The sequence below is a fragment of the Vibrio sp. R11-SG3-ISO9 genome (assembly GCF_059834255.1).
In genome coordinates, this window is the sequence record NZ_JCBDGU010000050.1 from 117,613 (window position 1) to 131,435 (window position 13,823).

A 13,823-nucleotide genomic window follows, 5' to 3' on the forward strand; every position below is an offset into this window, starting at 1 on the left:
TGAATGCAACTATATTGTGCGCAATTTATTTTTAATGCTCGCGCCAATCAAACCAGAAGTAGAGAACGATATGAGTAGTGATGATCAGTTATTGTTAGATAATCAGGTGTGCTTTCCTCTGTATAGCGCAGCGAATGCCATGGTTCGAGCATATCGCCCGTTATTGGATGCGTTGGATTTAACCTATTCCCAATATTTGGTGATGATGGTGCTTTGGGAGCAAGATGGTGCCAGTGTGAAAGACATTGGCTCACGACTGCATTTAGACTCGGGTACTTTGACGCCACTTTTGAAAAGGCTAGAAGGCAAAGGGTTTGTTGAGCGAAGCCGTTGTGAGCACGATGAGCGTGTGCGAGTGCTCAAATTGACAGAGAGTGGAGCAGAGCTAAAAACTCAGGCGAGATCGGTTCCTGATGCGATGAAGTGCAAGTTGACCTTGGAGCTGGATGAGTTGTTGGCTCTGAAGACTTTGTGCGAAAAGGTATTAGAGAAGCTCGGTTAGCATTCTCTTCAAGACAAACAGCAAAAAGCCACACCTATGTGTGGCTTTTTCATTGATGGTGACCTGCGTTTTATTCTTCGCTTTGTAGCGTGTCGCTCGCTTCGGCTGCTGAGACCGCACCACTGATGGTTGAGTCAGCTCCTGAGATCGCAAGCGGCGGAATCACGATGAGATCTTCCATACTTGCTTCACGCTCCTCTTCGGTACGTTTGTTTACATGGCCGATGATACTTTGGTAATAACGACGAATGTTCTCTACATAATTCTTGGCTTCGTCACCACGAGCATAACCGTAACGGGTTTGGCTGTAGTACTTCTTCTGTCTTAGTAGAGGCAGTCTGTCTTTTACGTCACTCCAAGAGTCCGGATCGCCACCTTGTGCTTTAGTGAGTCGACGCGCATCCATCATATGTCCATAGCCAACGTTATAGGATGCAAGCGCAAACCAGATCTTTTCATGCTGCTTGATGGAGTCTGGGATTCGGTTGACGATACGACGCAGATATTCCACACCACCTTGAACTGACTGTTTTGGATCCAAACGGTTTGTCACACCCACGCTCTTTGCGGTCGGCAGGGTTAACATCATCATGCCTCGCACCCCTGTCGGAGATTTCGCAACAGGATTCCAGTGAGACTCTTGGTACGCCAATGCGGCAATCAAGCGCCAGTCAAACTCCTGCGAGTACTCTTGGAACAGTGGTGACCATTTCGGTAGCTTGCTGTCCAGCGCACGAATGAAGGCGCGAGTGTCTACGTAGTCGAAGCTTCCGATGTGACCGATGTATTTCTCTTCCAGAGTTGCGAGTTCACCAGACTGTTTAAGATTACCGAAGAACTCAATCAGCAACGCATACAAGCTCTCATCTTCCGATTTCTTTAAGTACCAAGAGATAGGTTGGTCTTCCGTTAATTCGAACGCAAGCGCCAGATCAGGGTAGAGGCGTTGTGCCAGTGATAGCTCAATGGAGTCTGCAACCGTAAAGCTCAGCTCACCCTTAGAAACCTGTCTTAATAGATCGTTAATATCTGCATTACCGACCGACTCGTAGATAAAGTCAGGATTGGATTGTTGAAGTTGGTTGAGAGTTGGTTCGAAGTGAGACTCTTCAATCACAACAAGAGCAGGAGCCAATCTGTCCTCGATGGTTGTTAGCTCACTGTTTTCTTCATTCTGCTCTTGGTTTTGTTGTTCTATGAATTCTGCTTGGCGTTTGTTCTCAAATTCAATCAATTGTTCGAGGTTACGCGGACGCCATTGACCTTTCTTGTACACCACTTGTTGACTTACGTAGTAGTAAGCTGGCGCAGCACGGTAGCCGCGGGTGTGCTCATTGTTCTGAGTTAGTCCTGTTGCGATAAGGTCGATTTCACCTTTTTGTAAAGCAGGGAATAAGCCAGACAAGCGGTATGCAGGTTTCATTTCTAGTTGCACGCCGAGCTGCTCTGCAAACTCTCGAGCCAATTCATAATCCAAACCAGCAGGGCCATCTGGGCCGATATAATAAGAGAGTTGGTTATTGAGTGTTCCAACTCTTAATACGCCGCGCTCTCGGATCTGCTCCAAGTCGCTTTTCGGTTCCGACTCAATTTGACAACCCGCTAACCCAGTAATGGCAATCGCGATGAGAAGAAGTTTGGATGAAAAAATGCGCGTAAGTGTATGCATCAAAATGAAATCTCAAAAAAGTGACTTCCCTTTATATCAAACCGTTTACTCCCGGCAAAGTGACTTTAGGTAAACGGAAGTAAAAGTGGCTAGAAATGCAGCAAAAGTAACAATTGCCAAGAAACATGAAAAAAATGACGCAAACGGTTGCTTTTTTGGTTACGTCACAAAAATAATTGCTATATAATGCGCCCGCAACAGAGAGGTGGAATCGGCATAGGTTCGAAGAAAAACAGTTAGGTTACTCCTAAAACCCACTGAATTTATTCCAATATCACCTTAATCAATTGCATAAGAGACCTAAGCACATGAGAATTTTTCGTGGCTCCCCAGCTCTATCTGAATTTCGTGTTAACAAGCTTTTAGAGCTTTGTCGTGAACTTGGCCTACCTGTTACAGGCATCTACGCTGAATTTGCGCACTTTGCAGATCTAACTGCCGACCTAAATGATCAAGAAGTTGAGAAACTAGAAAAACTTCTGACTTACGGTCCAACAATTGAAGAGCACGCACCAGAAGGTCTTCTTCTACTAGCAACTCCTCGCCCGGGCACTATTTCGCCTTGGTCTTCAAAATCAACGGATATCGCAAACAACTGTGGTCTAGATAAGATTGCACGTCTTGAGCGCGGTACCGCTTACTACATCGAATCATCGGAAGAGCTTTCTGAGCTTCAACTTGTTGAGCTAAAAGCTATCCTGCATGATCGCATGATGGAAGTTATCTTTACAGACTTTGATTCAGCAGCAGCGCTTTTCCAAGTGGCGGAGCCAGCGCCAGTGGCTGACGTTGACCTACTAAATGGCGGTCGAGAAGCACTAGTAACTGCAAACGTAACCCTTGGTCTTGCACTTGCTGATGACGAAATTGAGTACCTTTACGATGCGTTCGTAAACAAGCTAGATCGTAACCCAACTGACATCGAGCTAATGATGTTTGCACAGGCGAACTCAGAGCACTGTCGTCACAAGATCTTCAACGCAGACTGGACTATCGATGGCGTTAAGCAAGAGAAGTCTCTGTTCAAGATGATCAAGAACACATTCGAAACCACGCCAGAAAACGTACTGTCTGCGTATAAAGATAACGCAGCAGTTATGGTGGGTTCAGATGTAGGTCGCTTCTTCCCGAACCCAGAAACTCGCCAGTACGGTTACAGCCAAGAGAAAGCGCACATCCTAATGAAGGTGGAAACGCACAACCACCCAACAGCTATCTCTCCTTGGCCAGGCGCATCAACTGGTTCTGGTGGTGAAATCCGTGACGAGGGCGCAACAGGTATTGGTGGTAAGCCAAAAGCAGGTCTTGTTGGCTTCACTACATCTAACCTACGCATTCCTGGTTTTGAACAGCCATGGGAAACAGACTTCGGTAAGCCAGGTCGCATCGTTAACGCTCTAGACATCATGCTAGAGGGTCCACTAGGTGGCGCGGCGTTCAACAACGAATTCGGTCGTCCAAATCTACTTGGTTACTTCCGTACTTACGAAGAGAAAGTAAACTCTCACGCAGGCGAAGAAGTTCGTGGTTACCACAAGCCAATCATGATTGCTGGTGGCATGGGTAACATCCGTGACGAGCACGTACAGAAGAAAGAGATCCCAGTAGGTGCAAGCCTAATCGTGCTTGGTGGTCCTGCGATGAACATCGGTCTTGGTGGCGGTGCAGCATCTTCAATGGCATCGGGTCAATCAGCAGAAGACCTAGATTTTGCATCTGTACAGCGTGAAAACCCAGAGATGGAACGCCGCTGTCAGGAAGTTATTGACCGTTGTTGGCAACTTGGTGATGCTAACCCTATCGCATTTATCCACGATGTGGGTGCGGGCGGTATCTCGAACGCACTTCCAGAGCTTGTAGACGATGGTGAACGTGGTGGTATCTTCCAACTGCGTGACGTACCGAACGATGAACCAGGCATGAGCCCACTTGAGATCTGGTGTAACGAATCTCAAGAACGCTACGTAATGGCAGTTGCGCCAGAGAATATGGAAGTATTCGATGCAATCTGTAAGCGTGAGCGCGCACCATACGCAGTAGTAGGTGTTGCAACAGAAGAGCGTGATCTGAAACTAGAAGATTCACACTTCGACAACACGCCAATCGATATGCCAATGGACGTTCTTCTTGGTAAAACGCCTAAGATGCACCGTGATGCGAAGACGCTTAAAGCGAACAACCCTGCGGTTAACCGTGATGGTATCGAGCTAAACGAAGCAGCAGATCGCGTTCTACGTCTTCCAACGGTTGCAGAGAAAACATTCCTAATCACTATCGGTGACCGCACGGTAACAGGCCTTGTAGCGCGTGACCAAATGGTTGGCCCTTGGCAGGTTCCTGTAGCTAACTGTGCTGTTACTGCGGCAAGCTACGACACGTATCACGGTGAAGCAATGTCTATGGGTGAGCGTACGCCAGTTGCTCTACTAGACTTCGGTGCTTCAGCTCGTCTAGCAGTTGGTGAGGCAATCACGAACATTGCAGCGACTAACATCGGTGATATCAAACACATTAAACTGTCTGCGAACTGGATGTCTCCGGCAGGTCACCCAGGTGAAGATGCAGGTCTTTACGAAGCAGTTAAGGCTGTAGGTGAAGAGCTATGTCCAGCACTTGGCCTAACTATCCCAGTTGGTAAAGATTCAATGTCGATGAAGACCAAGTGGGAAGAGAATGGCGAGCAGAAAGAAGTAACGTCTCCGCTATCTCTAATCATCACTGCGTTTGCTCGTGTTGAAGATGTGCGTAAGACAATCACCCCTCAGCTTCGAACTGACAAAGGTGATACATCACTTGTTCTTATCGACCTAGGTAACGGTCAGAACCGTCTAGGTGCAACAGCTCTAGCACAGGTTTACAAGCAGCTTGGTGATAAGCCAGCAGACGTAGACAACGCAGCACAGCTAAAAGGTTTCTACGAAGGCGTTCAAACTCTAGTGGCGAACGATCAAGTAGTGGCTTACCACGATAAGGGTGATGGCGGTCTATTCGTTACTCTAGCTGAGATGGCATTTGCGGGTCACTGTGGTGTGAAAGCGGACATCGCTGACCTAGGTGAAGATGCACTAGCAGCACTATTTAACGAAGAGTTAGGCGCGGTACTTCAGGTTAAGAACGATGATCTAGACTCAGTACTTTCAACGCTAGCAGCGAATGGCCTTGAAGCATGTTCACACGTTATCGGTTCTGTTGAAGCTTCTGATGAGCTAGTAATTACTTCTGGTGACACAGTAGTTCTTGAGCGTAACCGTACAGAACTACGCACTATCTGGGCAGAGACAACGCATAAGATGCAAGGTCTACGTGATAACCCAGCATGTGCTGACCAAGAGCACGAAGCGAAGAAAGACAACTCAGACCCAGGTCTAAACGTTAAGCTTAGCTTCGATGTGAATGAAGACATCGCAGCACCTTACATTGCTAAAGGTGCTAAGCCTAAGATGGCAATCCTACGAGAGCAGGGTGTTAACTCTCACGTTGAAATGGCAGCAGCCTTTGACCGTGCAGGCTTTGAAGCAACGGATATTCACATGAGCGACATCCTAACCGGCCAAGCGGTTCTAGAAGAGTACCAAGGCCTAGTGGCTTGTGGTGGCTTCTCTTACGGTGACGTACTAGGTGCGGGTGAAGGTTGGGCTAAGTCTATCCTGTTCAATGAGCAAGCTCGCAACCAGTTTGAAGGCTTCTTCCAACGCGAAGATACCTTCTCTCTAGGTGTATGTAACGGCTGTCAGATGCTATCGAACCTGAAAGAGCTAATTCCAGGTGCAGACCTGTGGCCACGCTTTGTTCGCAACGAATCTGAGCGTTTTGAAGCTCGCTTTAGCCTAGTAGAAGTTCAGAAGTCTGACTCTGTATTCTTCGACGGCATGGCTGGTTCTCGTATGCCAATCGCAGTGTCTCACGGTGAAGGCCGCGTAGAAGTGCGTGATGCTGACCACCTAGCTGCTATTGAAGCATCAGGCACAGTTGCAGTTCGTTACGTAGATAACCACGGCAATGCAACTCAGCAATACCCGAACAACCCGAACGGTTCGCCAAACGCAATCACAGGTCTAACGACTCAAGATGGCCGTGTAACTATCATGATGCCGCACCCAGAGCGTGTATTCCGCACAGTCGCGAACTCATGGTCTCCTGAAGGTTGGGGTGAGAACGGTGCTTGGATGCGTATGTTCCAAAACGCACGTAAGAACCTAGGTTAATCTGACTTAGTTTAATATGCATCTTGGCTTGTATTGGGCATTAGCCAAGTTTATCGGGAAAAAAGTTTAAAGCGCAGGTCGAAAGGCCTGCGCTTTTTTTATGTAAATCTTCCCAAGCTGAGTAAAAAGTTTTTCTTTGCAGTTTGCTGTTCTAAAAAACTGCACTAGGCTAAAAGTTGTGGAATCAAATTGTTAGGCTTGTATCTCTCCTTGAGGCATGTCAGTAGTTCGTCGCTAGAGATAACGAGTCTGAACCAATCACTATGGCACAAGAGGGAACTATGAAAACAATCACAAAAGCAGTTGCAGTGGCCGCCGTTGTTATGTCTTTGGCTGGGTGTGTCGGCAGTAACGCCGTTACCGGAAAATTGATGAAGTTTAACGTGGAAGTCGTGGATAACCGTTATGCGCGTGCTGGGGTCAACTTCTTACTGGCACCTGTATATGCGTTAACAACCGCAGCGGACTACATCGTGTTTAACTCATTAGAGTTTTGGACAGGTAAAAACCCACTAACAGGTGCACCGCATATCTTTGATAGTAAAGTCGATACCATGATTGATGTGAACGACAGCCTGGATGACTCTCTCAAAGAGGCGCCTGTCGCTCCAATTACTTATCAACGTCAGATTCAGTTCGGTGAAATGCATCAAATTGATGAGAACACCATTCGTATGGATATCACTTACAACGATGGTGAAAAGGCGGTGTTGATGGGCGTACGTGATGGCGACAACGTCAGTTACTACCTTGATGGCGCATTAGTCTCTGAAACCTCGATTCAAGCTCTAGAGCAGTTAGCTGCTGAGAAAGTGTAACGCCGTCTATTTTCTACAGATAAAAGAAAAGCCGCTGGAGTTAACTCCCGCGGCTTCGTATTTTCTAGCATCTAGATTAGTTGTTGTTGTGCAGCTCGCTGTTTAGTTCAACTGCTGATTTGTTAGCAAGACATTCAATTTGACCAGTCACTGAGTTGCGACGGAATAGTAGGTCAGAAACGCCAGCTAGGTCGCGAGCTTTAACTACTTCAACCTCTTGGCCAGAAGAGTCAAGCATACGTACTTTAGAGCCTGCAGTTACGTATAGACCAGACTCTACAGTACAACGGTCGCCTAGAGGGAAACCAAGACCAGCGTTTGCGCCTAGCAGTGAGTTTTCACCGATAGAAACGACAACCGTACCGCCACCAGATAGCGTACCCATGATAGAAGCGCCGCCACCGATGTCAGAACCGTTACCAACAACAACGCCTGCAGAGATACGACCTTCAACCATGCTCACGCCAGTTGTACCTGCGTTGAAGTTGATGAAGCCTTCGTGCATAACTGTAGTGCCTTCACCTACGTGTGCACCTAGACGAACGCGAGACGTATCAGCGATACGAACGCCTGCTGGTACTACGTAATCAACCATTTTCGGGAACTTGTCTACGCAATCTACAGACAGAGCACGACCTGCTAGGCGAGCTTCGATTTGGCGATCTGCTAGCTCAGGAAGATCGATTGGGCCTTCATTTGTCCACGCGATGTTGTGCAGTAGACCGAAGATGCCGTCTAGTACCGTGCCGTGTGGCTGAACTAGGCGATTAGAGATAAGTTGTAGTTTAAGGAAGCCTTCAGCAACTGAAGCTGGTTTCTCGTCTGTAGCAAGAACAACAAGAACTAGTGGTTGCTCAGAAGCTGCTGCTTTCTCTGCGAAAGATGCGTTTGCTGCATCGTCGTTGGCTGCGAATGCTTTCGCCAGTTCTGCGCTTTGTGCAGCAGAGATTTCGATAGCTTGGTTGCCTTCAGTGTAACCTGCAACTTCAGCAACAGCGGCTACAAGAGCGTCGCTTGGGTTTAGAAGTGGGTTAGGGAAGAACGCTTCAATGATTTTATTGTCGCGGTTTTTGGTTGCCGTACCAAAGGCTAGTGAAAAGTAAGCCATGTTGAATCTCCATGTGTTGAGTCTTGGTTTTGCTATCTCTCCATTTACTGTTCGTGTGGTGAGCAGCTTGGGTAGCAAAAGTTAATTTAATTGCGTTCATCATAAAGAGAGCGCCCTCGTTATGAAAGGGCGCATGGGGAGAAAGTCTGTAAAATGATATTGCTTGTCTTTTGAGAGATATTTTTCATCATCCGGATATTACCCCTTGGACTTACTATCCAGATAGCTGTTCAAACTCCTGTTTACGGCTCCATTCTTATCTTAAACCTGCCTTTGGAGCGTCTACCTATGTGGTGTATATCAATAGACTTAGTCACAATTTTCTTATAAATCCCTGTTTATTATTGGAATTAATCGTGTTCTGTTGATTAATCGCTTGTGTCTACAGTCCGAGTAAATACTCAAAATTTCAGCGGTATAATTAAGATTGTGGTCACTAAAACCCTTTGAAATTTAAGTATATTGCCTGCCATAACGACATTTAAACGATTAACAAAGGATTTTCTATGAAGTTTACTAAGTCTTTACTAGTGCTTTCTATCGGCGTAGCGATGGTTGGTTGTGGCTCGGATAATGACGATGTCACAGTGACATGTGATACCGCGGAATCTTGTACCAAATTTACTGTTTTACATACCAATGATCATCATGGTCGTTTCTGGGAGAACAGTAAGGGTGAGTATGGGATGGCTGCTCGTAAGACATTGATTGATAGCATTCGTGCTGAAGTTACTCAAAATGGTGGGGAGACGATCCTATTATCCGGTGGTGACATTAATACTGGAGTGCCAGAGTCTGATATGCAGGATGCTGTCCCCGACTTTGTTGGAATGAACCTACTTGGTTACGATGCGATGGCATTGGGTAACCACGAGTTCGACAACAGTTTGGATGTACTTGAGATGCAGTCTAAGTTGGCTGATTTCCCAATGTTAGCAGCGAATATTTATATTAAAGATGGAGACACTGTTACAGATGAACGCCTTTTCGCTCCATATAAAGTATTCACCATTAATGGGTTAAAAATTGCGGTTATTGGCTTAACGACCAAAGACACAGCGAAGCTTGTTAACCCTGATAATGTGGCGACGATCCACTTTGCCGACCCACAAGACGAAATTAAAAAAGCGATACAAGAAATCGAGGCCAATGAAACGGTCGATCTGATTTTTGCTACAACTCATATGGGACACTACGCCGATGGTCAGCATGGTAGTGAAGCGCCTGGTGACGTTTTACTTGCTCGTTCTTTAGAGGAAGGCCAACTGGACGCCATCATCGGTGGGCATTCTCAAAATCCAGTTTGTATGGAAGGTAATGAATACGCTGATTTTAACCCTGGAGATGATTGTAAACCTGATCAGCAAAATGGTACCTACATCATGCAAGCTCACGAATGGGGTAAGTATGTAGGTAGAGCGGACTTTGAGTTCTATGATGGTAAATTGCATTTAGCGAAATACGACCTTGTTCCGGTGAACTTAAAAGAAAAGGATGAAAATGGTGAGTATCAGTTTATTCAAACTGAGATAAAGCCTGATGCAACCGTAAAAGCTATTCTCTATCCATATCAACAGCAAGGGCAAGACCTTCTCGATGTCGTCATCTCAGAGACAGATGCAAAACTAGAAGGTGATCGCAATATAGTTCGATCTGAGCAAACCAACCTCGGTCACTTATTAGGAGAAGCCTATCGTACTTATGAATTAGTTAATGCTGACTTTGGGGTGATGAACTCTGGTGGTGTGCGTGATTCAATTCAAGCCGGTGATATTGCTTATCGTGATGTACTGACGGTGCAACCTTTCGGAAACTTCGTGACCAAAGCAACGATGACAGGGGCTGAGGTGAAAGCGTATTTAGATGTGGTTGCGACGAAGACTGCAGGTTCAGGTGCATATGCTCAACTCGACAACATTAGCTTGACCGTCGACTGTGATTTGAATGATGTGACCATACGAGATATTAACGGTAAAGGCTTCGACCTAGCTGACACTTATACGTTCTCCGTGATTAGTTTCAGTGCCGCTGGTGGTGATGACTATCCTGTGATTGATGTGGAATCGACGCAGATGACCGACGCATCTGTGTTGCGAGAATTCTTCGTCAATAATCCACAAGTGAAAGCGGCCGATTACGCCCCAGAGGCGGGTAAATTAATCTATATGAGTAACGGACTAGAAGTGAAAGGTTGCCCTGCGAGCTAGTTTTCAACTAGGTAGTAAAACAATAGCCAGCGAGTTGCTGGCTATTTTTGTATGAGGCTTATTGGATTTAGTTACTAAATAAACAGCGCTTTATAGGCTTGTTCGATGCCTTCAATTAGCATTTGCATACCAATAACCGCCAGGATCAGACCCATCATTCGGGTAATCACATTCAGTGCACTCGGACCAACGGCTTTAACAAAGCGTTCGCCAAACACAAACAGAATATAGGTGAGTGTACAGAGTAGGCCGAAAGCAACGATGGTTATGATGGTTTCATAAATCCCTTCTGTGCTGGCGAAGTTCATTGCGGTCGCTATCGTACCGGGTCCTGCAAGGATCGGCATAGCTAGTGGAGAAACAGCGATACTGAGCGCGGCATCTTGTTGAGCGTCAGAGTGAACTTTTTCTTTAGCTTTGCTGTGTGTGGAATCGCCCTGCAACATGTGAAAGCCAATTAAAAATACCAATATCCCACCAGTGATTCTCAGTGCGTACAGCGTGATACCAAAAAGATCGAAGATTAGCTTGCCAGAAATCGCAAAGGTACTGACGATGATAAAGGCGATGAAAACGGAGCGAAATGCGATGGATTTTACTGTCTCACGATCATTGTCTCCGGTGAGCCCCAAGAATATTGGAGTATTTGCAATTGGGTTCATGATGGCAAAGAAGCCCATGAAGACAGTGATGGTGTGGATGATTAGCTCTTTCATATTATTCCCTTAATAAAGATGGAGTTAACCTGTGTTACTCATCTGAAAATAGATAGTAGACCATGTTGAGAACAAAAAATAGCCAGCATGTTAGCTGGCTATCTGTTTCACGTTATTGTTGTTTTTTTAATTCGTTGCAGAGGTTAAGCAGCTTGGCTTACTGCTACGGCTAGCGCCACCGTTGCCCCTACCATAGGGTTGTTACCCATGCCAATGAAACCCATCATAGCCACATGGGCAGGAACAGAAGAGCTACCAGCAAACTGAGCGTCTGCGTGCATTCTGCCCATGGTGTCTGTCATGCCATAAGATGCAGGGCCTGCTGCCACGTTATCTGGGTGTAAAGTTCGACCTGTACCACCACCTGAAGCGACTGAGAAGTAAGGTAAACCTTGGCGAGTACGCTCAGCTTTATAGATTCCTGCAACTGGGTGTTGGAAGCGCGTTGGGTTGGTTGAGTTACCCGTAATACTGACATCCACTTGCTCACGATGCATGATAGCAACCCCTTCACGAACATCATCGGCACCGTAACATAGGATCTCTCCGCGAGGGCCGTGTGAGAAACGGCGGCGCTCGGTTTCAATTAGCTCTCCGGTCTGGTAGTCAAACTGAGTGCGCACGTAGGTAAAGCCATTGATACGAGAGATAAGATAAGCAGCGTCTTTGCCCAAACCATTTAGGATCACCTTGAGTGGTTTAGTGCGAGACTTATTGACGTTGAGTGCGATTTTAATTGCACCTTCTGCAGCGGCAAAAGATTCATGACCAGCCAAAAAGGCGAAACAGCCACTCTCTTCATTCAGCAAACGCGCCGCTAGTGCACCGTGGCCAATACCAACTTGGCGCTGCTCTGCGACACTGCCTGCCTTGGTATAGGCTTGGAGCGCTTCACCAATAATGTTTGCTGCTTGTTCTGCGGTCTCAGCGTGACGATACAGCGCTAAGGCTGTGCCTAGCGTGTAGGCTTCGGTTGCGCTATCGAAAGCGATAGGCTGGGTGTCCATAACGAGAGCTTTCGGGTCAACATCATGCTCCAAACAGTATTGATAAGCTTGGTCGAGAGACTCTAGATTCATTTCAGCCAATACGCGAGTTACTGATGGATTATTTAGTGTGTTCATAGTCAGGTTCCTCTTTGGCGATTAGTGTTGACGTGGATTGATGGTTTTTACGGCTTCATCGAAGCGGCCGTAGGTGCCAGTAGCCAGCTCAGCGGCCTCAGCAGCTGGTGTACCTTGATTCATGGCTTTCATCATTTTGCCAAGGTTGAGGTATTGATAACCGATCACTTCGCTGTGTTCATCCAACGCAAGCTGAGTCACGTAGCCTTCTGCGAGCTCCATGTATCGCACACCTTTGGCCGAGGTAGAGTAGCTAGTGCCGACTTGGCTGCGTTGTGTTTGTCCTAAATCTTCCAATGCAGCGCCGATTTCTAGACCTCCCTCAGAGAATGCCGATTGAGTTCGACCATAGACAAACTGAAGAAAGATTTCGCGCATCGCGACGTTGATTGCATCACATACTAAGTCAGTATTGAGTGCTTCAAGGATGGTTTTTCCTGTGAGAATTTCAGCGGCCATCGCGGCAGATTGAGTCATGCCTGAACAACCAATCGTTTCGATGAGTGCTTCTTCGATGATGCCGTTTTTGACGTTAAGAGTCAGTTTTGCCGCGCCTTGTTGTGGAGCACAAGCACCCACGCCATGGCTCAAACCAGAGATAGCAATTACGTCTTTCGGGCTTACCATTGCACCTTCAACTGGAATGGGTGCAGATGCATGAAGGTCGCCGCGTTGAATCGGGCACATGTTTTGGATTTCAGAGGAATATTGCATAGTGTTTTCTCACTTATAAAGTCGATGAAGACCTCGAACGTTGAGAAAACAGGACATGTTGGAAGAGGTGTGGCTAATTTCACTACAGATCTTGCGTATCGTGACACCAAGGAAAAAGAGCAAACTAAGCTCGTAAAATGGTGGGTATAACGATACTACCAACAGGATTACCTGTTTTCGATTCTGTAGGAGTCATTAGCACGGTTCGATATGAACGGGCGGTTGAAGCTAGAAAGCTTAGGTGGAACCCCATCACCTGATGGCGTATAGATTAGATCTCAATCACACTTTCTTGCAAGAGAATGTTTAGAGCAATTTTAACTATAAACTCGGCTCATTATATTTCGATAGGTATAAAAAAACGCCAACTGCATACTCTGTTCAGAGTTGTCATTGACGTTTTTAGCAGAGGTATCAGCGAGTTATGCTGCGTCTTCTTCCGCGTCTTCAACCGCTTCAAGCTTTTTAGCTTTCTTAGGTGCTGGTTTACGCTTAGCACCAAGTGCGTAAAGAACTTCTTCTTTGTTCTTCGCAAGGTACATTGCAAGCTCTTCTTGCTTGCCTTCGTCTTCTACTAATTCGCTTTTGCCTAACAGTTCAAAAAGCTCATCAGCCATATCCAGCATTTTGTCGTATGCGTCAGCTTCGGCTTTAGAGGTAAAAGTCATTTTCTCTTCTCCGTTGCGTTCCACCACGTACTTGACGATAACAGCCATGGTTAATCCTCTAAGTTTGATAAATTTTACTGGCTTTTTATACA

Annotated in this window: 10 protein-coding genes and 1 riboswitch; of the genes, 4 read left to right on the plus strand and 6 right to left on the minus strand. The window is 46.4% G+C overall.

Translation table 11 applies throughout. From position 1 onward, the window contains the following. The first annotated feature begins 34 nt into the window (after positions 1 to 34). Positions 35 to 502: a transcriptional regulator OhrR gene (gene ohrR, locus AC6R05_RS18660; protein ID WP_500648307.1), complete on the plus strand. Its 468-nt coding sequence runs from the start codon at positions 35 to 37 to the stop codon at positions 500 to 502. A 70-nt stretch (positions 503 to 572) separates the two neighbouring features. Here ohrR and mltF read toward each other — a convergent pair whose 3' ends face one another. After that, on the minus strand, positions 573 to 2,171 hold the full coding sequence (gene mltF, locus AC6R05_RS18665; protein WP_500648277.1) for a membrane-bound lytic murein transglycosylase MltF: 1,599 nt from the start codon (positions 2,169 to 2,171) through the stop codon (positions 573 to 575). Positions 2,172 to 2,479: 308 nt separating this feature from the next. Between mltF and purL the strand changes: the two genes are divergently transcribed. Together purL and AC6R05_RS18675 are read left to right on the plus strand one after the other, a co-directional pair. Further along, positions 2,480 to 6,376 (plus strand): phosphoribosylformylglycinamidine synthase, encoded by a 3,897-nt coding sequence (purL, locus tag AC6R05_RS18670; RefSeq protein ID WP_500648278.1) that lies wholly within the window; start codon positions 2,480 to 2,482, stop codon positions 6,374 to 6,376. Between the two features lie 281 nt (positions 6,377 to 6,657). Next, on the plus strand, positions 6,658 to 7,194 hold the full coding sequence (locus AC6R05_RS18675) for a DUF3332 domain-containing protein (protein WP_500648279.1): 537 nt from the start codon (positions 6,658 to 6,660) through the stop codon (positions 7,192 to 7,194). Between the two features lie 76 nt (positions 7,195 to 7,270). On the opposite strand, the gene dapD is transcribed toward AC6R05_RS18675, so the two are convergent. Further along, positions 7,271 to 8,302, minus strand: coding sequence for a 2,3,4,5-tetrahydropyridine-2,6-dicarboxylate N-succinyltransferase (gene dapD / locus AC6R05_RS18680; RefSeq protein ID WP_500648280.1), 1,032 nt, complete (start codon positions 8,300 to 8,302; stop codon positions 7,271 to 7,273). 506 nt (positions 8,303 to 8,808) lie between these two features. Here dapD and ushA point away from each other — a divergent pair. Then, positions 8,809 to 10,509, plus strand: a complete 1,701-nt coding sequence (ushA, locus tag AC6R05_RS18685) for a bifunctional UDP-sugar hydrolase/5'-nucleotidase UshA (RefSeq protein ID WP_500648281.1) — start codon at positions 8,809 to 8,811, stop codon at positions 10,507 to 10,509. Positions 10,510 to 10,583: 74 nt separating this feature from the next. Here the strand turns inward: ushA and AC6R05_RS18690 are convergent, their stop codons facing one another. From AC6R05_RS18690 to AC6R05_RS18705, 4 genes are all read right to left on the minus strand, one after another. Then, complete coding sequence (locus AC6R05_RS18690; RefSeq protein WP_032551398.1) at positions 10,584 to 11,225, minus strand: MarC family protein; 642 nt, start codon at positions 11,223 to 11,225, stop codon at positions 10,584 to 10,586. A 143-nt stretch (positions 11,226 to 11,368) separates the two neighbouring features. Next, positions 11,369 to 12,349 carry a GGGtGRT protein gene (locus AC6R05_RS18695; RefSeq protein ID WP_500648282.1) on the minus strand — a complete coding sequence of 327 codons (981 nt, stop codon included), beginning with the start codon at positions 12,347 to 12,349 and terminating at the stop codon, positions 11,369 to 11,371. A 21-nt stretch (positions 12,350 to 12,370) separates the two neighbouring features. After that, positions 12,371 to 13,063 carry an iron-sulfur cluster assembly scaffold protein gene (locus AC6R05_RS18700; RefSeq protein ID WP_032551400.1) on the minus strand — a complete coding sequence of 231 codons (693 nt, stop codon included), beginning with the start codon at positions 13,061 to 13,063 and terminating at the stop codon, positions 12,371 to 12,373. 179 nt (positions 13,064 to 13,242) lie between these two features. After that, positions 13,243 to 13,329, minus strand: a riboswitch (Fluoride riboswitch). A gap of 156 nt (positions 13,330 to 13,485) precedes the next feature. Next, positions 13,486 to 13,779 (minus strand): YebG family protein, encoded by a 294-nt coding sequence (locus AC6R05_RS18705; protein WP_032551401.1) that lies wholly within the window; start codon positions 13,777 to 13,779, stop codon positions 13,486 to 13,488. Positions 13,780 to 13,823: the final 44 nt, after the last annotated feature.